General features: G+C 40.2%; 25 protein-coding genes, 3 tRNA genes and 1 riboswitch. Of the genes, 18 read left to right on the forward strand and 10 right to left on the reverse strand.

Annotated features, from left to right (window positions below):
- Positions 1-57 precede the first annotated feature (57 nt).
- The 4 genes from ACFVSH_RS02805 (at position 58) to ACFVSH_RS02820 (ending at position 610) form a co-directional block, all read left to right on the forward strand.
- Positions 58-132 (forward strand) — tRNA-Gly (locus ACFVSH_RS02805).
- A gap of 8 nt (positions 133-140) precedes the next feature.
- Positions 141-214, forward strand: a tRNA-Cys gene (locus tag ACFVSH_RS02810).
- A gap of 8 nt (positions 215-222) precedes the next feature.
- Positions 223-303 (forward strand) — tRNA-Leu (locus ACFVSH_RS02815).
- Between the two features lie 148 nt (positions 304-451).
- Positions 452-610: a hypothetical protein gene (locus tag ACFVSH_RS02820; RefSeq protein WP_387597139.1), complete on the forward strand. Its 159-nt coding sequence runs from the start codon at positions 452-454 to the stop codon at positions 608-610.
- 2 nt (positions 611-612) lie between these two features.
- Here ACFVSH_RS02820 and ACFVSH_RS02825 read toward each other — a convergent pair whose 3' ends face one another.
- Positions 613-903, reverse strand: a complete 291-nt coding sequence (locus ACFVSH_RS02825) for a hypothetical protein (RefSeq protein ID WP_192207899.1) — start codon at positions 901-903, stop codon at positions 613-615.
- A gap of 384 nt (positions 904-1287) precedes the next feature.
- Positions 1288-1494, reverse strand: coding sequence for a hypothetical protein (locus tag ACFVSH_RS02830; protein ID WP_387704793.1), 207 nt, complete (start codon positions 1492-1494; stop codon positions 1288-1290).
- Between the two features lie 473 nt (positions 1495-1967).
- On the opposite strand from ACFVSH_RS02830, the gene glsA reads away from it, so the two are divergent.
- Positions 1968-2909 (forward strand): glutaminase A, encoded by a 942-nt coding sequence (glsA, locus tag ACFVSH_RS02835; protein ID WP_387704842.1) that lies wholly within the window; start codon positions 1968-1970, stop codon positions 2907-2909.
- 254 nt (positions 2910-3163) lie between these two features.
- Here the strand turns inward: glsA and ACFVSH_RS02840 are convergent, their stop codons facing one another.
- The gene (locus tag ACFVSH_RS02840; protein WP_192207901.1) at positions 3164-3358 is read right to left on the reverse strand and encodes a hypothetical protein; all 195 of its coding nucleotides are present in this window, start codon (positions 3356-3358) and stop codon (positions 3164-3166) included.
- Positions 3349-3921, reverse strand: a complete 573-nt coding sequence (locus tag ACFVSH_RS02845) for a tyrosine-type recombinase/integrase (protein ID WP_387704795.1) — start codon at positions 3919-3921, stop codon at positions 3349-3351. The genes ACFVSH_RS02840 and ACFVSH_RS02845 overlap by 10 nt, the downstream gene beginning before the upstream one ends.
- 312 nt (positions 3922-4233) lie before the next feature.
- On the opposite strand from ACFVSH_RS02845, the gene ACFVSH_RS02850 reads away from it, so the two are divergent.
- The 3 genes from ACFVSH_RS02850 (at position 4234) to clpP (ending at position 6305) form a co-directional block, all read left to right on the forward strand.
- Positions 4234-4557, forward strand: coding sequence for a hypothetical protein (locus ACFVSH_RS02850; RefSeq protein WP_387597135.1), 324 nt, complete (start codon positions 4234-4236; stop codon positions 4555-4557).
- A 425-nt stretch (positions 4558-4982) separates the two neighbouring features.
- The gene (locus ACFVSH_RS02855; RefSeq protein ID WP_387597132.1) at positions 4983-5690 is read left to right on the forward strand and encodes a sigma-70 family RNA polymerase sigma factor; all 708 of its coding nucleotides are present in this window, start codon (positions 4983-4985) and stop codon (positions 5688-5690) included.
- A gap of 30 nt (positions 5691-5720) precedes the next feature.
- A complete protein-coding gene (gene clpP / locus ACFVSH_RS02860) occupies positions 5721-6305 on the forward strand; it encodes an ATP-dependent Clp endopeptidase proteolytic subunit ClpP (protein ID WP_098370859.1) in 585 nt (194 codons plus the stop codon).
- A gap of 157 nt (positions 6306-6462) precedes the next feature.
- On the opposite strand, the gene ACFVSH_RS02865 is transcribed toward clpP, so the two are convergent.
- Together ACFVSH_RS02865 and ACFVSH_RS02870 are read right to left on the reverse strand one after the other, a co-directional pair.
- Complete coding sequence (locus tag ACFVSH_RS02865; RefSeq protein ID WP_387597128.1) at positions 6463-7356, reverse strand: TauD/TfdA dioxygenase family protein; 894 nt, start codon at positions 7354-7356, stop codon at positions 6463-6465.
- A 32-nt stretch (positions 7357-7388) separates the two neighbouring features.
- Positions 7389-8378 carry an aliphatic sulfonate ABC transporter substrate-binding protein gene (locus tag ACFVSH_RS02870; RefSeq protein ID WP_387704797.1) on the reverse strand — a complete coding sequence of 330 codons (990 nt, stop codon included), beginning with the start codon at positions 8376-8378 and terminating at the stop codon, positions 7389-7391.
- Between the two features lie 398 nt (positions 8379-8776).
- Between ACFVSH_RS02870 and ACFVSH_RS02875 the strand changes: the two genes are divergently transcribed.
- Together ACFVSH_RS02875 and ACFVSH_RS02880 are read left to right on the forward strand one after the other, a co-directional pair.
- A complete protein-coding gene (locus ACFVSH_RS02875; RefSeq protein ID WP_387597188.1) occupies positions 8777-9526 on the forward strand; it encodes an ABC transporter ATP-binding protein in 750 nt (249 codons plus the stop codon).
- Between the two features lie 22 nt (positions 9527-9548).
- Entirely contained in the window at positions 9549-10382 is an 834-nt protein-coding gene (locus tag ACFVSH_RS02880) for an ABC transporter permease (protein ID WP_387597123.1), read from the forward strand.
- A 61-nt stretch (positions 10383-10443) separates the two neighbouring features.
- Here ACFVSH_RS02880 and ACFVSH_RS02885 read toward each other — a convergent pair whose 3' ends face one another.
- On the reverse strand, positions 10444-11670 hold the full coding sequence (locus ACFVSH_RS02885) for an ATP-binding protein (RefSeq protein ID WP_387704798.1): 1227 nt from the start codon (positions 11668-11670) through the stop codon (positions 10444-10446).
- Between the two features lie 619 nt (positions 11671-12289).
- Between ACFVSH_RS02885 and ACFVSH_RS02890 the strand changes: the two genes are divergently transcribed.
- The 8 genes from ACFVSH_RS02890 (at position 12290) to ACFVSH_RS02925 (ending at position 20443) form a co-directional block, all read left to right on the forward strand.
- The gene (locus tag ACFVSH_RS02890; RefSeq protein WP_387704800.1) at positions 12290-13219 is read left to right on the forward strand and encodes a glycerophosphodiester phosphodiesterase; all 930 of its coding nucleotides are present in this window, start codon (positions 12290-12292) and stop codon (positions 13217-13219) included.
- A 144-nt stretch (positions 13220-13363) separates the two neighbouring features.
- Positions 13364-14503, forward strand: coding sequence for a zinc-dependent alcohol dehydrogenase (locus ACFVSH_RS02895; RefSeq protein WP_387597115.1), 1140 nt, complete (start codon positions 13364-13366; stop codon positions 14501-14503).
- A gap of 330 nt (positions 14504-14833) precedes the next feature.
- Positions 14834-15286 carry a hypothetical protein gene (locus ACFVSH_RS02900; RefSeq protein ID WP_387597112.1) on the forward strand — a complete coding sequence of 151 codons (453 nt, stop codon included), beginning with the start codon at positions 14834-14836 and terminating at the stop codon, positions 15284-15286.
- A 233-nt stretch (positions 15287-15519) separates the two neighbouring features.
- Positions 15520-16053 (forward strand): histidine phosphatase family protein, encoded by a 534-nt coding sequence (locus ACFVSH_RS02905; protein WP_260287316.1) that lies wholly within the window; start codon positions 15520-15522, stop codon positions 16051-16053.
- Between the two features lie 169 nt (positions 16054-16222).
- A complete protein-coding gene (locus ACFVSH_RS02910; protein ID WP_387597109.1) occupies positions 16223-17011 on the forward strand; it encodes an HAD family hydrolase in 789 nt (262 codons plus the stop codon).
- Positions 17012-17126: 115 nt separating this feature from the next.
- Positions 17127-17241, forward strand: a riboswitch (TPP riboswitch).
- 135 nt (positions 17242-17376) lie between these two features.
- Positions 17377-19158, forward strand: coding sequence for a phosphomethylpyrimidine synthase ThiC (gene thiC / locus ACFVSH_RS02915; protein WP_387704802.1), 1782 nt, complete (start codon positions 17377-17379; stop codon positions 19156-19158).
- A 22-nt stretch (positions 19159-19180) separates the two neighbouring features.
- Positions 19181-19351, forward strand: a complete 171-nt coding sequence (locus ACFVSH_RS02920; protein WP_387597104.1) for a hypothetical protein — start codon at positions 19181-19183, stop codon at positions 19349-19351.
- 459 nt (positions 19352-19810) lie between these two features.
- Positions 19811-20443, forward strand: coding sequence for a spore coat protein (locus ACFVSH_RS02925; protein WP_387704804.1), 633 nt, complete (start codon positions 19811-19813; stop codon positions 20441-20443).
- Between the two features lie 57 nt (positions 20444-20500).
- Here the strand turns inward: ACFVSH_RS02925 and ACFVSH_RS02930 are convergent, their stop codons facing one another.
- From ACFVSH_RS02930 to ACFVSH_RS02940, 3 genes are all read right to left on the reverse strand, one after another.
- A complete protein-coding gene (locus ACFVSH_RS02930; protein WP_098370871.1) occupies positions 20501-20866 on the reverse strand; it encodes a carboxymuconolactone decarboxylase family protein in 366 nt (121 codons plus the stop codon).
- Positions 20867-20978: 112 nt separating this feature from the next.
- Complete coding sequence (locus ACFVSH_RS02935; RefSeq protein WP_387597098.1) at positions 20979-21761, reverse strand: cytochrome c oxidase assembly protein; 783 nt, start codon at positions 21759-21761, stop codon at positions 20979-20981.
- A complete protein-coding gene (locus ACFVSH_RS02940) occupies positions 21751-22269 on the reverse strand; it encodes a DUF2243 domain-containing protein (protein WP_387597095.1) in 519 nt (172 codons plus the stop codon). Before ACFVSH_RS02940 ends, ACFVSH_RS02935 begins: the two co-directional genes overlap by 11 nt.
- Between the last annotated feature and the right edge of the window lie 78 nt (positions 22270-22347).

Below are 22347 nucleotides of genomic sequence, written 5' to 3' on the forward strand. Positions count from 1 at the left end.
GGCAACGGATTTTGATTCCGTCATGCGAAGGTTCGATCCCTTCTAGCCCAGCCATATGCGAAAGTAGTTCAGTGGTAGAATACAACCTTGCCAAGGTTGGGGTCGCGGGTTCGAATCCCGTCTTTCGCTCCAAAAACGTTGGCGGCATAGCCAAGCGGTAAGGCAGAGGTCTGCAAAACCTTTACCACCGGTTCGATTCCGGTTGCCGCCTCCAACATACATGCCGGTGTGGCGGAATTGGCAGACGCGCACGACTCAAAATCGTGTTCCTCTGGAGTGCCGGTTCGACCCCGGCCACCGGTATCAAGAATAGCGAAGAATCGCTAAACAAAAAGCTTCACACTTAATTGTGTGAAGCTTTTTTGTGTTTATGCCGCACTATAACATATGTACAAATAATGTGCGGGATATTGTGCATTGATTTTTCATCACTCAAGAATGAAGGCGATACATGAATTCAGGTGCCACAGATATTGCGGGGAGTGATAAGAAATATTCTCCATTTAAAAATTATTTGATCAGCAATAGTACAGAGTACGTTTGTTCTAATGATGAAAATAAAAAACGAATGGAAAGAGCATTAACTCTCCCATTCGTTCCAAAACAATAAATTTAGATTTCAATATTAATAGCATTTAGCTCCGCTTCCGTATAGCCAGAAGAGGATAGTGCGATTTCAATTTCTTCGGCAGCCTTATAATCAAATAATTTAAATTTAGACATTAAAGCGAAAGCATTTTGATTTTCGATTGCCAGGGCAACAGCTTCCACGTCTTGCAGTAGCTTCAGGTCTTCAATGTAGAATTGAGCGGTTCTCATCGCTAAATACTCATTCATTGTAGTCGAATTGTAGAAAAGATTTGTTAAAGTGGTGATTGCGTTAGGAACAAAAATCTTATTCATACTTACCCCTCCACTATTCTTAATATTCTGTCATTAATTCATTTCTAGTATGAGTCACGATAAAAATGTTGTCAATCTTTATCTTATGAGCATTTTAACTCACCAATTGAAAGTAAATCCGTACTCAAATTGAGTAAAACGAAAACAGGCTATTACAAAGGCAAAAGTGATTGGGAATGAATGTTGCTGAGTTTACTAAACGAACCAACTTACATGTGACATGTTGATTTAAGCTAGATTACTAGATTTGGTTGAGCATCAAAAAGCCAATGTCACAAGTGGCACGATTAAGACGAATGTTTTAGAATTTTTTTAGAGATTCTTTCATTGATGAGTTCCTTTCTGTGTTTAAAATTATCGAAGGGCTTATAAAACAACAGATCCTTATTGACTGTGAAGAAGGCGGGCTTCCAAATTACGCAGCTCTCCGAATGAAACACTATCAGCCACAATTATTTGCAATGTTCTCGTAGCTGTCATTCGTTTGTCTGGATGCTTCATTTGCAGATGCTGTTGTATCGCTCGGAAAAGTTCATTATTTTCTGGACGGTTGGCGCTATAGATTTCTTGTAAAGTATTCGATTTTCCCATGGCTTTTCCTACTTTCCATCAAGTGTGAAAGACAAATGAAAGCTTAATAATATTCGTAGGGTCTATATTTCCGTCTGAGAGCGTCTAATTCCTTCTTTTTTCAATTAGATCTTCTTTAAAGATCAGGGAAGTTGCTCCTGATTTTTTTACATGGCGTTAGCTTAGCTGTCTTACTGCTTGACTGTTGCCTGTATATGTTGTTGTTTTTCTTTGTCTTTAACACCACCAAAGCAATGCAGAATCATGTTCTGCATAGGAGTGTGTTATTGTGTTGTTAGAATGTTCAAATTGAGACATGATGCACTAGTCCCGTTATCAACTAGGAAATTAGCTCCTTTAACCTTACTTCTATTTATTTTCCGCTTCGTACTTTTTCTAAATAATATCAATGAAATATGGTAATAAATAAAAAACCACTATTTAAGTGCACAACAAATAATAAATTTTCTAAGGGGCGGCAAATTGTGAACAATATGGGATGTCAATGCAGGTCCAATGACGAGTTACAGCAACTGGTAGATCAGGCAAAAGAATATACAAATTTGGGAAAGGTGGCAGACTATATACCGGCTCTTGAAAAGGCGAATCCTGGGGATTTATCTGTTGCTATTTACTATCCTGACGGAAAAGGATATTGTGCGGGGGATGTAAGTGGGAAAATGACACTGCAAAGCATATCAAAAGTTTTGACACTTGCTCTTGTATTAATGGAAAAAGGGGGGGAATATGTCTTTTCCTATGTAGGAAAGGAACCCACCGGTGACCCTTTCAATTCGATTGCCAAGTTAGAGACAAACAAGCCATCCAAACCGTTAAATCCGATGATCAATGCAGGAGCATTGACTGTGACCCACATGATCGCAGGTGATAGTGTGAATGAACGATTTCAGCGTATTTTAGATTTTATCCGTGAAATGACGCAAAATCCCACGATTGGTTTTAATGAAGATGTAGCCCGGTCAGAATACAATACAGCAGACTTAAATAGGTCGTTAAGCTATTTTTTAAAGCAGCATAATTTAATAAATGAGGATGTGGAGGACTTAATCGAATTGTACTCGAAGCAGTGTGCCATTGAAATGAATAGTAAGGATTTGGCGAGGATAGGCTGTGTGCTGGCCATGAATGGGAAAGATTTGTTGACGGGAAAGCAAATCATTCCCGGGGATATTGCCCGTATTTGCAAGACATTCATGGTCACTTGCGGCATGTATAACGCATCAGGTGAATTTGCCATCAATGTTGGCATACCGGCAAAAAGCGGTGTGTCAGGGGGAATCATGGGGGCCGTTCCCGGAAAATGTGGGATTGGAATTTATGGTGCAGCGCTGGATGAGAAGGGGAACAGCGTAGCGGGGATAAAAATCTTGGAAATGATGGCGAAAAAGTATTCTTTAAGTATGTTTAATTTTTAAACCTTGACCATTGGCGGTGGGGCGATGATATTAATCAAGTTATTTTTCATTCGGATGTTGTCTGGCTTAGGAAAGTCAGAGAGGAGAGAGAATAAAGCTTGGAATAAGAGCTTTTTCGTTTGTTTGGTGTGGTCCTACAGGAAAAGGCCTATCAGATACGATTGGTACAGTAGTCTAAAGCCTGAATGGAACAAATCACTCAATTTCACGGCAAAAAAAGGACCTCTGCACATTCGGCAAGGGTCTTAAGGTGATCATAACAAGTTGGATAGGAGAGATACTTTTTTATATAGTGCATGTACCTCTTTATTTCGATGTTCCCCGATGTCATTTCTTAGGTGGCCTTCCATATCGGTCATTAAATCAGCTAATTTCAATGCCTTTTGCCTATCGGAAATATTGCTTCGAATGATGGATTCATATTTTGCATTGTATTCAGTCAGTGACATTTCTTCCGTCCTCCCATAATATCATTTAAGCTGTCCTCTGTTCCTTCATCAGCAATCCCAATGTACTTTAGTGTAACTTCAGGATGTGAATGATTAAGGATCGTTTGTAATTCAGCAAGGTCCTTACTTCGTTTATAGTGCCAGTACCCGAACGTTTTCCGCATGGTATGGGTACCGACGCCCTCGATGTCCACCATGTCCGCTGCTTTATTAAGCTGTCTGTAAGCCTGTATCTTGCTAATTGGCTTATCGCCCTTGCGTGAAGGGAATAGCCATTCACCATCGATGGTCGCTATATAGGCTGCCAATTCATTACATACATTATTAAGCTGTATTATTCTTGGCTTTTTTGTTTTGCCTTCCTTGATGATGACCTCCATCTTACCTTTAATGTCCTTTATCTTCAGCGATAATAAATCAGACACACGCAAGCCGGTATTAATGCCTAACAGAAACAATATGTAGTCTCTCTCGCTGCAATGTCTCTTCAGTGACCATTTCATATCATCTAATTTTTCCAATGATCTGATTGGTTGAACGTCAATTAAATGTTCTTTTGGCATATGAGATCACCCTTATTTCATGCTAATGGAATCAGTATTTTGAATGTATACTTTTTTATTAATTTAAGAGTAACACTTGAAAAGGATGGAAGTCAATGTGATGGGTCTATTGATATTTTTTGGACTGTCCACGGTTAGGAGAATTTTAGTTGTTTATTCGTTTTAGGCAGAACAATGGCATTAAAAACTTCTGGAACTTGATATAATGAATCTATAGGAATATTCTTCTAAACTGACGTTTTGATGGATATTTAATAGATGAATTAATTCATTCTGAATTTATTATGCTTTAACAGGATTGGGGTAACCAACATGAAGAGAGGTTTAGTTATATTGAAAAAGTTACTGCCTTTAATGTCAAGGGTGTTTACTATGGCAATAATGGTTGCGGTTTTTTACTGTATGTTCATGTTCGCAGACTTGGAGAAGGAAAAGACAGACAGCGGCGGGCGTCATAACGAGCAATCCGTTAATTTTGAAGAGATGAGCGATCAAGAAGAGAAGCCAGCAGGTTCTTTGGTGAACTATTGTAAAGATAGCGCTAATGAGAATCGCACCTCCAGTTGGTTTGGTATTGAAGAAGACGTTCTGGAACCTAGCGAATATACGGTTGAATGCATTGAACACTTGGAATAGCAGCAGAGTTCCTATGGAACAACCGTAAATTTGAAGTTCAGGACAACAAGGATTCTGGACATCAGGGTTTAGCAAAAAGGTAAGGACATATAGCCGAACATTTCCGTGAGCGGGGGACATCCAAAAGCTGGTTGGCTTAATGGAACGGAGCGGAATTCACGGGAATATAAGTGTTTTGGAAAATAAGGTTTCGCCGAAATGATTGGTGACGAACGGGTACACAGGGGGAGGGCATATTTGTTGCATATAGAACATTGACATTAGCCTGTTTGGATCTTGACCAAACAGGTTTTTAGTATGAAAGGAAATCCAATGGAAAGAATGGAATAGAATATTATGAAGAATGTAGGGAAATTTTCCACCCCCATATCTTTTTCACTTTCTGAAACGTTTATAGGATAGAGGGTGTTGAAGGAGTGAGAAAAATGATAAATAAGTTAAGGGAAGATATTTCTGAAGAAAAGGATAACGGTGCGATTTTGCGTGAAGTCTATCCTGAATTGCTTCGGTTTTGCCGATTCCTGACCCAAAATAATTGGGATGGGGATGATTTGGCACAGGAAACGGTATTGAAGGCAATGCAGGGCTATGGTAAGAAAACCGAGATAACAACGGCTTTATTGAAAACGATAGCCCGCCATTCCTGGATTGATACAATACGAAAAAGAAAAAAAGAATCATTAGACGAACTGTTGGATACCGAACAACAGGGATCAGTTGGGGAAAATGCCTTTGAAACTGTTGAATATATAATGAAGTCACTTACCCCGAAACAAGCTGTTGTTTTCCTGTTAAAGGAAGGATTCCTCTATCGGTCAAAAGAAATATCAGAATATTTGCACACGACAGAAACGGCTGTAAAGGCAATCTTGAACCGTGTGAAAAAACGTTTTGCAGATGAGGCTGAAGAGCGTAAGTTGTCTGGTGTGGAAGATTGGCTAGATGATGAGGAACAGCGGCTCATGTCCCTGATGACACAGGCTTTAAAAGCCCAGAATCCTGATATCCTCATTAGAAGCATCCCATCTTTCAAATCCCTGAACAGTGAATCGATGATTCCTAAACTGATGAATCGTTCGATTCTTTCCAAATCAAGCTTCACTCCTTCAAACACACTCTCAATGGCAGCATAGCCAATATCATTGTTAGGAGGAAGAAGAGATATGACGACAATTCCATATGTAATTGAGCAATCAGGCAAGGGTGAGCGCTCGTATGATATTTATTCCAGACTTCTAAAAGACCGTATCATCATGATTGGGGAAGAAATCACCGATCATTTAGCCAATAGTGTGGTTGCCCAATTGTTATTCTTGGCAGCAGATGCACCTGAGAAGGAAATTACCATTTTCATAAACAGTCCGGGGGGATCGACCAGTGCCGGTTTCGCCATTTATGATACGATGCAATATATTAAGCCTGATATCCGGACTGTATGTACGGGGATGGCTGCATCATTCGGTGCCATGCTTTTATTGGCAGGTACGAAAGGGAAACGGTGCGCTTTGCCAAATAGTGAAATCATGCTTCATCAACCGCTTGGTGGGGCGAGGGGGCAAGCCACGGAAATTGAAATTTCTGCCCGAAGGATTTTGAAACTAAAGGATCATATCAATCAAATCATCTCGGAAAGGACTGGGCAGCCTATCGAAAAGGTGGCGAAGGACACCGATCGTGATTACTTCTTAAGCGCAATAGAGGCGAAGGATTACGGTATAATCGATGAAATAATCGTTCAGGATAATTAATCCTGATAAAAACGCCCTCAGTGAGGTCAAAAATAAGCTGGATGAAAACGAAAAGAAACTGTCGATATCTAATCGGCAGTTTCTTTTTTACCTTACAATTCGGTCTTTCGCTTATGAGGCATCCAAGTAATGGAACCTTACATTCCATACATGAGTTTTATTTCTTAATAATTAGTTTGCTAGATTCGTTCTCCTTGTTTACGGGAACGTCTTTTCCTACTGTGACCCTGCGAACGACGCGGTGCTGGTCCCCGTAATCGGCAATAGCGTAATGCTGCGTGGCTAGGTTATCCCAAATGACCACGTCCCCTTCACTCCATTGCCAACGCACGGTATTTTCCAAGCGCGTGACGTATGAATCGAAGATGCTTAATAATCTTTCAGATTCACTTGTTGTATATCCTTCCACTCTGCCGGCAAAGCCACCTAATAATAAATGTCTTTTTCCGGTTTCTGCGTGCACGTGAACGACTGGGTGCCTTGTTTTATAAATGGTCGATTCGAATATATCACGATATTTCTTTTTAACTTCATCATCAATGTTTTCGGCTGGTTTGAATTGTGCATAATCATATTCATTTGTATGGATCGCCCATAGTTCATCCGCTAAATTCTTCAATCCCTCAGGCAGGTCCTCATATGCTTTATTCGTATTTGCCCATACTGTATCGCCGCCAACATCAGGGATGGTTACACCTCTTAAAACAGAGTATTTGGGGACCTCTGGAACAAAAGTGACATCAGTATGCCAATGGTTTGCTTTAGCACCCCGTTCGGAATCAAGTTCGAAAATATAGTTAGTGTTGTCTTTGACCGGTACTGTAGGATGCGCATAAGGTTCACCCAATAGTTTGGCAAATGCCTCTTGGCTGGCATCGTCCAAATGATTTTGACCCTTGAAGAATACGACTTTATGATCGTTTAACGCTTGTTTGATTTCATTGAAAATAGCTAAATCCAAGTCTCCGCTTAATTGGACTCCTTGAATTTCCGCACCAATCCTTCCTGCTACGGGTACCACTTTTAATTGTTGTGTTTTAGTTTCCGTCATAGTCAATCTCCTCCTATAAGGTATGTTTTTCTTTATTTTTTAAAGGCTGCATCAATGTATTCATTGTGGATCTGGTTTTTAAAATTAAATGATTTCTTGATATAACCCACACCAGCTAAAGTATCGATTGATTCTTGTTGTGCCTTGATGGCATCATCGGTAAAGTAGATATTTGGTTCTTCAGCCGTTATTATTTTCTTGACTGTGCTCACAGGCAATTTAGTTTCTTTAGAATAAATTTCAGAGGCTTCATCTGGATTTGCAATTTGCCAATCGGCAGCTTTTTTATAAACCTTTAAATAGGCCTCGACAATTTCAGGATGTGCTTTTGCAAATTCGTTACGTGCAATGATTGCACCAGGAGCTAATATTTTTTCTTTTACTTTAAGTGCGACTGCATTCCTTTTTTCAATATTATTAAGGTAATAAGGGTTCCAAATCGCCCAGGCGTCCAATTGTTTGGTTTCAAAAGCGGATTGGGCATCATCCGGTTGTAAATTGATGAGTTTAATATCATCAATCGTTAAACCATGTGCTTTCAATGCCTTGATTAAATACACATGACCTGTTGTCCCGGAGGCAACACCGACTGTTTTTCCCTTTAAGTCTTCAATCTTCTTAATGTCTCCATCTGGCTGAGCCAGGATCCGGACAGATGACTCACCTCGACCTGTTTGTGCAATCACTTCAAATGGCAGATTCTTATCAATTCCGGCAATCAGTGCACCATCCCCTAAAAAAGATAGGTCAACCCGATTGGAAGCGAGGGATTCCAAAAGCGGGGGACCACTCGGGAATTCACTCCACTCGATTTGGGCATCCAGTTTAGAAAACTCTTCGTCGAACAATCCCTTTTCCTTTGCAATGACCAAAGGCCCCATCTTGCCATTTAAGGCAATATGAACTTTAAGTGGATCACTTTTCCCGGAAGCCTTGCCGGCATCGGAATTGCAACCTGCCAATACAGCAATGCTAATGATGGCAAGCAATACGGAGGTTAACTTGTTACGGTATTCCTTCATGAATTCCCTCCTTTTTATTACACTTACCACATCTGGATAGTCAGATTAATGACAAAAAGAGATTCAACGAAGAGTATGCAGGGTTACTCTTCATTGAATCTCCGGTAGTCCAGTTGATTCACATGACCTATATTTTATTGGTTTTTTGTGAAGCGGATTTGTGTATGAATGCATCTTAGCAGGTGTTAGAATAATCTGTCAATTACTATTTTTAATTAATCCGATAAAATAAATTGGTATTGAGTGTTGATTATAAATAATCGATAAGTTAATATAAAATGAAATATTGAATCGACTAGTTAACTAGAGATTCAGCAAAGGGACAATATGTGCCTTATTGCTGGATCTCTATTTTTTTTATTTGAGAAAGGGTGAGGTTATTGGTAGCGACGTTAGAAATGAATCATGTAAGCAAAACATTTAAGAATGATAATGAAAGTGTCCATGTTTTGGATAATTTAAATCTGCACGTCAAAAATGGTGAGTTCGTCACCATCATTGGTCCGAGCGGCTGCGGGAAAAGCACATTATTAAAGCTGATCGCAGGACTTGATTCAGACTTTGACGGCACGATCATAGCAGGGGATCATCCTGTTAGCGCCCCTTCTAAAGACCGTGGTTTCATTTTTCAGGAGCACCGCTTATTTCCATGGCTGAATGTAGAGAAAAATATTGCAGGTAACCTTCCATTAAAAAAAACGGACATCAGAAAAAGAGTGGATGATTTAATTTCACTTGTTAAGCTAAAAGGATTTGAAAAGGCGTATCCACGCCAATTATCCGGTGGAATGTCGCAGCGTGTTGCCATTGCCAGGGCCTTATTACGTAATCCTGAAGTTTTATTGCTGGATGAGCCATTCGGTGCATTGGATGCCTTCACGAGAACGCATCTTCAAGAGGCTTTACTAGAAATATGGGAGAGGAATATGACAACGATGGTGCTTGTCACCCATGATATTGATGAATCCATCTTTTTATCGAGCAAAGTGGTAGTCATGGAGGCAAAGCCTGGACGGATTAAAGCTATCGTTCCAATTGATTTACCATATCCAAGATTTCGAACAAGCAAAGCGTTTCAGGAATTCAGGACCGTCATTTTAACCCAACTTGATCATCATCCGGAAGAAAGGGAAGATTGGAGCATTTAATTAATTTTTGAAAAAAGGAAGGATGAAAAATATGTCTACGCAGACCGTTGCTCAAAACAAGTCGCTTGTCATAAGGAAAACGAAAAAACAATCCCAACTTGCCAAATCAGCATTGCGGGGTTCGTTCCTTCCCGTTGTCGTGTTGATTGCATGGCAATCATTAGGTTCGGTTGGCATCCTGCCTGCCCAATTATTCTCATCTCCTTTATTGATCGTCACGACTTTCATAGATCTCGTTCGGTCAGGGGAAATGGGCATGCATTTACAAATCAGTTTAACGCGGGCTCTTCTTGGCTTTGTATTAGGTGGTTTTTTAGGCTTATTGCTAGGAGTCATCGTGGGCATGCAAAAAAAATCCGAAGAATATCTTAATCCGAGCATTCAAATGTTACGAACGGTTCCTTTACTTGCGATTACCCCTTTATTCATTATGTGGTTCGGGTTTGGTGAACTATCCAAAGTGCTGCTTATTGCTTTAGGTGCTTTTTTTCCTCTATATTTACAAACTTTTTTGGGCCTTCGGAATGTGGATAAAAAACTATACGATGTTGCCAGAATCTTAGAGTTTAGCCGTCTGGAACAAATAACGAAGCTCATGATTCCGGCAGCTTTGCCAAACATATTGCTTGGTATCCGTTTAGCCTTAAGTGCGGCTTGGATGTGCCTGGTCGTAGCTGAATTGTTGGGTGCGGATAGAGGGGTGGGCTTCATGATTCAGGATGCCCGTTCATTCATGCAGACGGACGTCGTATTCGTAGGCATCATCATTTTTGCCCTCGCTGGCAAAATCTCCGATTCGTTTGTCCGCTTTTTAGAAAATCATTTACTGAAATGGCAAGATAGTTTTAAAGCCTAATTGAAAAGGATGACCGCCCGGTTTTGGGAGGTCATCCTTTTTCTTGTTTGGTAATGTTTGTTTAATCTATTTCTCTATGTAAGGGTAAATAAATGGTGAAAGATGTTCCTTTGTTCAATTCGCTCTGCACCACGATTTTCCCCTTGTATTTTTGAATGATGGAATAACAAACGGTCAGTCCGATACCTGTTCCCCTGTCTTTAAGCGAATAAAAAGGGGTACCGAGTATTTCAAGCTGTTTTTTGGAGAGGCCCATTCCTGTATCCGTTATTCGAATTTTTGCCATAGTGCCTTCCTGCTCTGTTTCCACTTTGATGAATCCGGGATCGTTCATTGACTCAATTCCGTTTTTTATGATATTGACCAGTATCTGTTTAAGCTCGATGGGATTCATGTTAATGTGCAGGTCGTCACGGAAATCCAAGAGAAAGCCTATGTTTTGATTATTGGCGAAACTCGTTAATAGATCGGAAATCTTTTGGATCTCGAAATTTAAAGGAATGACCTCTACATTATCCGTTTGCGGTTTTGCCAAAGACAAATAATCATTGATTATCACTTGTGTATATTCGAGTTCTGTGAGCATGGTCTGTACATAAAATTTTTCCGTTTCATTCAGTTCCTTCTCTTGATCTAATAACTGGGCAAACCCTTTCACGACTGTAATCGGATTACGTATCTCATGTGCAATGGTGGCAGCGAGCTGTCCGATTGAGTTCAGTTGCTTGGCCTGCTGTATTTCCTTGTGAAATGCATTCGTGGATTCCACCCTATTATTGGTTCCTATGAATACGAATACCAATATGATTTGTATGGCGATGAAATTAAGCGTGTTGCCGAAACTATCCAAAGCGACATATTCATAAGTATTTTGAAGATCTGTTTTTGAAATGATCAAGATGGAAGCGGGACCTAATATGAAATTTAAAGTGGCGACAATATAAAACCCGATTTTATCAAAGAGAAAAATGGGAATCAAGGGTGCTAAAGCAAATAAAGCCAACATGATTGCGGTATCTGGGAAGATCAAGAATTTCCCATATAAATAAACAGTAATTAAGAAAATGAATAGGGTTTTATAAAAATTGACTTCAGTTTTTAAGTAAAATAACAGAGAAATTATCATCCCCGATATTAAAATGACCTGCAATATCATCGCGTAGGGATTATCTTTCCAACTTATAGGTGATACAGAAATCCCAACTAATAGTAAAAGGGATATCATTGCCATGAATGCTTTCAGTATAAATCGGTGTTTGTTTTGATAATATTGATAATTTTTTAACATAATTCCCCTTAATATTAATATTCTGTTTGTTTGTTTAATAGTAATATGATACTAGTTTTTTGTAAATCAGAAAAAGATAGGTGTTGCCATCGATAGTTTTTCTATATAGTACCGGAAGGGGAGGTCAAGGAGTTAGGAACATATCTATCCATGCGCACTTAGTATGTCAACATTGGCACATCTGATCTAATATATGGGTTTTATTGGGTTTGTTTTTGGTTTAGTATGGATGTGTAAGACTTAAAGGACAAGCCCTATTGGGGATGAACGATAAAGAAATCGTTAAAGACCGCGAAGAATGGAGTTAAGTAATGAGATTTTGGAAATATTTGGCTGTTTGTATTTGGGTGACTGTTTTTTTCTACTATTTCAATATGTACATGCCAAGAAACTTTTTATATTTTCTTATTGGATTACCAGTATCCATGTTTAGCACATTTTTCATTTATGATTTTTTTAGAAAAAGAGGCTTTTAGCGGATTTATGAATGCACGGGGGTAATTGTTTGATAGGTTATTTTACTCATTTTTACTAAAATATGATTTCTTTACATTATATTAGCTGTAGATTCACATTCCCCTTCTAAAATGATGGTAATAATAGGAGGGGGAGAGGGAAAATGAAAACGAATATAAAGAAATTCGGCTTTTGTATGATGAGTGCGGCCTTTATATTGCAAGCTACTTCCATGGGGGCATCAGCTGCAAATGGAAGTCATTCCAATTCATCTATTTATGAGAAGAAAATCGTGAATATTGCACATCGGGGAGCTTCTGGCCATGTACCTGAACATACCATTCCCGCTTATCAATTGGGAGAACAAATGAAAGGTGACTACATAGAAATCGATCTTCAGATGACCAAGGATGGAAGATTGATAGCCATGCATGATGAAAAGGTGGATCGTACAACGAATGGTACAGGTCTGGTGAAGGATTTAACGCTGGCAGAAATCAAGAAACTGGATGCCGGTTCATGGTTCAATGAACAATATCCGCAATTGGCAAAAGAGGTATATGAGGGGGTAAAGGTTCCCACTCTTGAAGAAGTCTTTAAGAAGTTCGGAAAGCAGGCCAATTACTATATCGAAACAAAGTCACCTGAAGTATATCCAGGAATGGAAGAAGAACTTCTGCAGGTTCTCGAAGAATATAAAATGGTGGATTCAAAAGGCCGTACCAAGAATGTATTAATACAATCGTTCAGTAAAGAAAGCCTTATGAAGGTTCATGACATGAATCCAAAGTTACCGCTTGTACAACTCTATTCTTATAAGAACCCAGCAACCATTTCCGATGAAGAATTGAAATCCGTTAAGGAATATGCAATTGGCGTTGGCCCGAACTTCAATAAGGTTGACGGACAATATGTGAAGATGGTTCGCAGTCATGACCTTCAATTCCATCCATATACAGTAAATGATAGAGCGGATATGAAAAAGGCTCTTGAATGGGGTGCAACGGGGCTGTTCACTAATTATCCTGATGTATTCAGCGAGGTACTAAGAGAGTACAAACATGATAGTCACAATGAAAATGGGAATTTATAAGGTTACTAAATAATTGCTTTATATGTGAGTCCCGGTTTTTCCGGGGCTTTTTTTGTATTGAAGGGCAAATTGGGTGGTCTTAGGCTTAGCGGTAGTTTTTGACGGGTATATCAAATGTATTAAAAATATTTTAGGAGGTTGATTATGAAAGCTGTCACTTTTCAAGGAGCAAAAGAGATACAGGTAAAACAAGTTGAAGATCCGAAACTGCAGCAAAAGGATGATATCATCGTACGAGTGACTTCAACGGCTATTTGCGGATCCGATCTCCATATATATCAGGGTGCTTTGCCCACGCATAAGGATTATGTCATTGGCCATGAACCGATGGGCATCGTTGAAGAAGTGGGTCCGGAAGTAACGAAGGTGAAAAAAGGGGACAGGGTTGTCCTGCCTTTTAACATATCTTGTGGGCACTGTTATTATTGTGAACATGATATGGAGAGCCAATGTGATAATTCCAACCCAAATGAAGCGGTGGATACAGGCGGATACTTTGGTTTTACGGAACGATATGGGAACTATCCAGGCGGGCAGGCAGAATATTTAAGGGTCCCATATGGAAACTTCATGCCGTTTGTCATACCAAAGTCATGTGAACTTGAAGATGAAGCACTATTGTTCATGTCCGATGTGCTGCCAACCGCATATTGGAGTGTAGAGAATGCTGGCGTCAAGAAAGATGATACGGTAGCGGTACTTGGCTGTGGGCCGATTGGCTTGATGGCTCAGAAGTTCGCTTGGATGAAAGGCGCAAAAAGGGTCATTGCAATCGACAATCTTCCTTATAGGCTCAATAAGGCAAAACAGATGAATAAGGTTGAGGCGTATAACTTCGACGAGTATAACGATATGGGCAGCTACATTAAGGAAATCACTTCAGGCGGGGCCGATGTGGTCATCGATTGTGTGGGGATGGATGGCAAGAAATCAACGATCGAGGCGATTGAGCAAAAGCTGAAACTTCAGGGCGGAACGTTAAGCGCGATCGAGATTGCACTTAACGCCGTACGTAAATTCGGTACGATCCAACTGACTGGCGTATACGGATCCAAATATAATATGTTCCCATTAGGCAATTTATTTGAAAGGAACATTAACCTGAAAATGGGGCAAGCACCAGTCATTCACTACATGCCAAAACTTTTTGATGAAATCACGGATGGAAAGTTCGACCCTACGGAAATCATATCTCATAAAGTCCCTCTCGAAAAAGCGAGTGAAGCTTATCAAATTTTTAACGATCACGAAGATGAATGCATTAAAGTGGTGTTAAAGCCTTAATCTTAAGCTTATAAAAATTCCAATGCATGGAGATGCATTGGAATTTTTGGATATGTTCGCAAATAGGTAATGGTGTATTATGGATAAACGTATAAAATGGGTGTGAAATATGAATGGTAATTATGCCTTTGAACGGAAGAAATCAGGATTACACTGATTTTTTCGGAAATGTTACGATTGACCCTTCAGATGATGAAGGAGCATATGACTCAAAAAGAAGAGTTGATTTAATAATTAGATGCATTGCCAAGTGAACTTGAATAAGGGTTTTGGGTAATGAGATGGAGTATTTTTATTATATAATGATAGTGACAAAAGGAGGATGTATGGATGGTATATAATTCGGCAGCAGAACTTTGTGAAGGGTTTGGGTATCCGCCTGTTCACGTTAAATTGACGATAGAGATCGTCGATAAGAGATTGGGACCTGTAACGGCGGAAGCAGAGATTGCCATTAAGCCTGTTAAGTCAAAGGAATATCTAGAAGTATTGGTGGAAGAATTGGAATCGGAGCATATCTTTGCTGATGAAAATGGCAGTATCTATGGCAGCTTCGGCATCGATCAAAGTATCCAGATATATGATGAAGTCCTGGCTACAATTCCGTTCGAAGAGTTAATAGGAAAGGAAAATTGGAAAGAGATAATAGAGGAATCAATCACTGTGGATAAGCTAAAGGAACAACTGGGGAAATCCCTCAATGATTATCAATTCAGTGATTTGAGCGGGAAATATAAATTCAGGAAAAGATGTACGATAACGGAACTTCAATTCATAGAATAAACCAAAACTGGAGAAGGCGAAATGCTTTCTCTTTTTTTGATGCCATCATAATCAAATGCTGATAGTGAGACAATCCGTAAGAGTTTTTAGACATACACAATGTCAAGAAGAGATCAGTAAGGTTTTTTATGGTGCACCATACATATTTTTATGGTTTTACATAGGGTAATATATTGATAAGGACTTTTACAAGAAAACGAAATGTATATTTTAAAAGTTAAAAAGGAGAATATATGAAAATTGGTTTGGTACGGCATTTTAAGGTGGCACATGAATTTCCCACTGGGAGACCTGTTACGGCGGATGATATGAGGCAATGGTTTGAGGACTATGATGCAGCGGATATCATTTACGGAACGACTTTGTTTGGTGTGGAGGAATGGCAGGAATGTTATTGCAGTGATATGTCGAGAGCTGTCAAGACAGCGGAACATATCTATCCAGGTACGGTTCATCGGATGGAGGAGCTGCGGGAAATACCTTCCCCTCCACTTAAAGGAAAGGTTAAGCTGCCGTTCATCCTTTGGGCAATCTGGATCCGCTGCTGCTCGGTAATCAACAAGCAGACAAGGGCGGAAATTAAGATCGCTGAGCGAAGGATCAATAAAGTATTGGATGAGGTCTTAGCAAAGGGGGACAGGGATGTTCTGATCGTGAGTCATGCCGCCCTCATGGTATATATGAGGAAAGAGCTGATACGACGGGGGTTTAATGGTCCAAAGTTCAAGATTGCCAGTAATGGAAAGCTTTATGTATTTAAAAGATGATAAAGGGACTATATTAGGTTTCCTACCAGAAGGGGTAAGTCATTTTTGCTTATTTTAAGAAAGAGGAAGGCATTTTCCGAATAGTTATTCTTTTTTTATTGGTTGTGGTTTATTATTGTAATAGTGTAATTTCTACGAATTCAATAATAGGGGAAGAGGGGTGGACATTTTGCTGAAGGCAGTTTTTTTTGATTTAGATGATACATTACTTTGGGATCAGAAAAGTGTAAAAGAGGCTTTTGTGGCCACATGCGAAGTGGCTAAGGAGAAATATGGCCTGAATGTCGTCGAGTTTGAAGAGGCTGTGCGAAAGGAAGCACGTGAGCTTTATTCTTCTTACGATACATATGCATTCACTCAAATGATCGGAATCAACCCATTTGAGGGATTATGGGGAAACTTTCAGGATGATCATGATGAATTCCGGAAGATGGCCGGGATTGCACCGGCTTATCGGAAAGAAGCGTGGACGAGAGGTTTGAAGGCATTAGGGATCGATGATCAGGAATTCGGGCTTGAACTGGCAGAACGTTTCCCGGCCGAGAGACGCAAAAAGCCATTTATCTATGAAGAGACCTTCCGTGTTCTCGATGAATTAAAAGGGAAGTACAAATTGCTATTGCTTACGAATGGATCTCCTGAACTGCAAAATACCAAACTTGAAATTACCCCTGAACTGGTTCCTTATTTCGACCAAATCGTGATTTCAGGCGCTTTTGGACGAGGTAAACCAGATGCCTCCATTTTTGAGCATGCTTTGGAAATCATGGAGCTTGATAAGGATGAAGTATTGATGGTCGGAGACAATTTAATGACCGATATCCTTGGAGCATCACGGGTAGGCATAAAGTCAGTTTGGATAAATCGCCATGATAAGGAACGGAATGAAGTGATTCCGACCTATGAAATCAAGCATTTAGAGGAGCTTTACCCAATTCTTGAGAGCTTGGGGAATTAATTAATGGCACTCTCCAAATAACAGATTTTGGAGAGTTGTAATGAAAATATTAGGTCTTTCAAATTATTTACAGAATGAAAAGGGTGATATATAGTTACCCTGTAATCAATTAAATTATTCAGACTAGGGGTGTCCAATAAAAGTTGGGCTGAGAGAGAAGCGCTTAAGCTTCTTAACCCTCAGGACCTGATCTGGTTCATACCAGCGTGGGGAAGTTAGAATCTACTAAACAATGACATTTCAATTGGTCATTTCTGTAGTCATACTAACGTTAGCCGGGTCTTAAATATGAGATCTGGCTTTTTCGTGCGAAATGGATTGGATTTTGTCCTTTTTAAATGAACTTAAAAAGGAGAAATGAAATCATGATGAGTAATTCTGTAAATGACATGAACGTTTCAATTATGTCCAGTTTTGCCGGGAGTAAAAAAGTGTATGCTGAAGGGTCTAGACCTGATATTAAAGTACCTATGCGTGAAATTAAGCTAAGTCCGACTACAGGGTCATTTGGAGAAGAAGAGAATCCGCCTTTACGAGTTTATGACACAAGCGGTTTTTATACGGATTCAGATTATCCCATTGATATTCGTAAAGGTCTGGCCCCGATTAGACGAAGCTGGGTTCTGGAACGGGAAGTTGTTGAAGAGTATGATGGCCGTGAAATAAAGCCCGAAGATAACGGGTATAAAAAAGTTGAGTCACAATCCAATGCCGAAGTTTTTCCGGGTTTGAAAAGAAAACCATTGCGTGCAGTGAAAGGGCAAAACGTGACCCAGCTCCATTATGCCCGTAAAGGTATCATTACTCCAGAAATGGAGTTCATTTCGATCAGGGAAAATGTGGCCCCTGAGTTTGTAAGAGAAGAGGTAGCTAGCGGGCGGGCTATCATTCCGGCAAATATTAACCATCCTGAAAGTGAGCCCATGATCATCGGACGTAATTTTCATGTGAAAATAAATGCGAATATTGGGAATTCGGCTGTAAGTTCATCGATCGAAGCTGAAGTGGAGAAAATGACTTGGGCTACACGATGGGGTGCAGACAATATAATGGATCTTTCCACCGGGAAGAATATTCACACGACCCGGGAATGGATTATCAGAAATTCACCTGTGCCAGTTGGGACGGTTCCGATATATCAAGCATTGGAAAAAGTGAATGGAGTCGCGGAGGATTTAAATTGGGAAGTTTTCCGGGATACATTAATCGAGCAGGCTGAGCAAGGTGTCGATTACTTCACCATACACGCTGGTGTCCTTTTGCGATACATCCCCATGACAGCCAAGCGAGTTACGGGAATCGTTTCCCGAGGGGGCTCCATCATGGCACAATGGTGCTTGGCCCACCACCAAGAAAGTTTCCTCTATACTCACTTTGAAGAGATTTGTGAAATCATGAAGGCGTATGATGTCTCTTTCTCATTAGGTGACGGCCTTCGTCCTGGATCCATTGCAGATGCAAACGATGAGGCACAATTTGCTGAATTGGAAACACTTGGGGAACTGACGAAGATTGCTTGGAAGCACGATGTTCAAGTCATGGTGGAGGGACCTGGTCACGTACCGATGCATTTGATTAAAGAAAATATGGATAAGCAGCTGGAAGTCTGTCAAGAAGCACCATTCTATACCCTGGGACCATTGACAACGGATATAGCTCCTGGATACGATCATATCACTTCTGCGATTGGTGCTGCCATGATTGGATGGTTTGGAACTGCCATGCTTTGTTATGTGACACCGAAAGAGCATTTGGGACTTCCGAATAAAGAGGATGTTCGGGTAGGGGTCATAACTTATAAAATTGCGGCCCACGCAGCTGACCTTGCTAAAGGCCATCCGCATGCAAGAAAACGGGATGATGCCCTTTCGAAGGCTAGATTCGAATTTCGTTGGAGAGATCAATTCAATCTTTCCCTCGATCCTGAAAGGGCGGTCGAATATCATGATGAAACTCTACCGGCTGAAGGTGCCAAAACAGCCCATTTCTGTTCAATGTGCGGCCCGAAATTCTGCAGTATGAGAATCTCCCAGGACATCCGTGATCTGGCGAAGGAAAAGGGTCTGGGTTTTGAGTCGGTAATCGATGAAGGGCTTAAAGAAAAAGCGAATGAATTCAGGAAAACGGACGGGGAAATCTATCAATGATTCCGACGAGAGGGAGAATTCGATGAATCGGGTAATCCAGATAAAAGTTGAAATGAAACAGTTGGAAACTCAATTGGAACAGCTGAAAAGAGAGCTGAACATTTTTCGGGAGAATTGTATTCATGAATTTGTAAAGCATGACTATAGTCAGCAATGTACAAAGTGCTACTTAATCGAAAGTCTGCAATGGTAGTGATGCCTTAATTGTCCTTTCATTATCTAATCCCCTTAATCATGCTGGGGCATTCAATCACAAAGTCAACATGATTAAGGGGATATTTTTATGCTCATTCATTAAAGCAAAGTTGGAAAATATAAATGCTGTTTGATACTTAACAGGTTATTCCTTGTAGCATTTCTTGATAACATTCATCACAGAGCATTTCATTTCTATCCATGTCAGTAACTTGAAACGTTACGGCATGGATTTTTTTCTTCCGTTTCATCAGTACAATAGAAGCATTTATATGTCATTAGAAATCCTCCCATTGAAATAAATGTGTTAATAGTTTAAAACGTCACGTTTTTTTTATACAGAAAACATGTCTGCAGCTTAATTGGTCTTCTTGGAAGAGTTTAGATTGAATAATCCAGTTGGGGTTCAACATACTAAACTTGTTCGCATCATTGATAAAACGAGGAGGGAAATACAATGCAAAACCAATATCAACAAGGTCAAGTACACCAGAACATGCAAGCGGGTGCCATTCCCCCACAAATGAATCACGGTGGTCACGAAGTATTCGATGTACATGAAGTGTTGTCGGGAACGATTGGTACTTTAAACACGTATACTCTTTTGCGTCAGCATATCAAGGATCAGGAATTACTTGACATCATGGATCGTCAATATCAGTTCATCCAAGATGAATATAATATCTCATTGGAGTGCTTCCAAACGGGCCAGGATCCTTCTAAACGGACTCAGAGCTACAAAATGAATCAAGATAACGATTTTATATATGGATTGACACCAACGCAGCCAAAGAAACCTTTGCAATCCGTCTCGGAAATTACGGATGAATGCATTTCAGGCTTGATGCTTGGAGCTGTCAAGTCTGCAGCATCCATGAAAGCAATGGCAGCGCTTGAAATAACGAATCCGGTGGTTCGCCGCGTATTTGCAGATTCCGTTCCGAACTGCATTGAAATGGCATATGAGATTTCGATATATCAAAACAAACATCATTACTACCAAGTTCCACAGCTTGCGCAGCAGGATATGCAACAAATGTTGAATTCGTATGCACCGGCACAAGGAAATAACAACAATATGAGTCATTAAAAGCATTTGTTAAGAACATAAAGAAGGGATAGGACCAACTCTCCTATCCCTTCTTTATTATTGTTTCATCTGATTTATTTCCTGGATGCATTCCTGGACGAGGGTTACAGCCTGACTCATGGTGGCTCCTCCGCCAAATGCTGCGGTCACGCCAATGGCTTCAAGAATTTCTTGTTCGGAACAGCCTTGATCAAGACATCCTTTTGTATGATAGATAATACAGTATTCATCTTGAGAATATAAGCTTATTCCTAGTGCGATAAGCTGTTTTTCTTTCTGGGATAATTGACCTTCTTTAAAGCACTCTTCCGTAAATGAATTGAATTTCTCTGCGAGATCAGGCATTTTATGCGTAAAGACACCGATTCCAGCTTTATAATCACGAAGAGCATTTTCAGTAGAATTATTAGCTTCGAATTCCATTTTCCATTCAGCTCCATCCTAAATTTTTTTTATCAAAAATTAGTATGAGCCAAATGCTGGATGAATAAACAGAAACATGGAGTTTACCAAAGGAATCATGGAACCGTCCTTCCTACAAGGCAAATGAACCCTTAGGCCGGGTGGCTTTGAACCATTGATAGCAAAGGATGCAGATTAGTGCGACGTCAATGGCATCACCGGCATAGTACATTAGCATTCCACCATTTTCCGCTTGTTCCTTGGTGACTCCGCTTGGAGGGTGGGCAAAAATATATTTAGAAAGGATATCATGGGCGGCCAGTGAAATTGTAAAAACGATAGCTCGAAACATGAAGCTGAACCTGTGTGGCGCAGGGTCCATATAGATCATGGACGCAGTGAATAGATAGCCGGCTATGAACACGTGAAAATGCACCAAGGCATGTAGAAGAGAATTGTGATGCATCAACCCATATAACCCAGTCGTATAAAGGATCCAGAGTCCCCCAATATTAAGCGTGGAAGCAGTGATTGGATGACTTGAAATTCGCAGCGGCCAGCTTTTCAACAACTTTGAAAGTCGTCTTGCTGATTGTACATCAAGTGTTCGCAGTGCAAGAGTTATAGGTGCAGCAAGCACGAGTAGAATTGGTGCAATCATTCCAAGCAATAAATGACCAACCATGTGCGTGGTGAAGTCCATATGCGCCCGATTTGCTATGGGACCTATAATTGCAAAGGCTGCACAGATGGTGCCAAGAATCCAAAAGAAAGTACGGTATAAGGGCCATTTTTTATAGCGGCGATTCGAAAATACGACAGCTGCGATATAAATAACTATAACAAGTGAGAAAAGAATCAATAAAATCGGTTCAAAACCAGTTCCATTATCATGAATATGTCCATTACTGTGCATGGCGGCCGTCTTCTTTCATTTTAAGTAAGCTGCTTCTTGTTAGAATGACGATGGTAATGCCGATCAGTATCATGATTGCGGCTGCAATGTTCCAAATCAAGTCGTATGGGAGAATATCGACATTGTAACGGATTTGATGGAGACGCATTAGCTTGTGCTGGATGGTCCCATCATATAACTGAAAAGCACCTGCCCCAAGCAAAACTCCTCCTATCCACCTTTTCAGCCATAATCCCTTTCGGCGGCGAAGGTCAGCGAACATGAACAGAGACCCGACCGTTGCGAACCAGCTTAGGGCATGAAATAAACCATCCGAGACAAGTCCAATGCTGGATGTGGACTTGTCATAGAAATGATGCCAATGTAATAGTTGATGAAAGATGGTCTCATCGATGAATGCCACCAATCCGATCCCGAATAGAAAACCGGACCATAGATTACGAGCGGAATAAGTATATCGTAATTCTGAAATGGATTGATTTCTTTGATTTCGGGGCCTGAAATCCATTTTCCATCCTCCTTTTAAGTTTCTTTATAATGTGGTTGGTTTTCCTATATATGGTTCTTCTACTGTACCCTGTATTGT

Source organism: Peribacillus sp. NPDC058002, assembly GCF_042886655.1.
GTDB lineage: Bacteria > Bacillota > Bacilli > Bacillales > DSM-1321 > Peribacillus > Peribacillus aracenensis.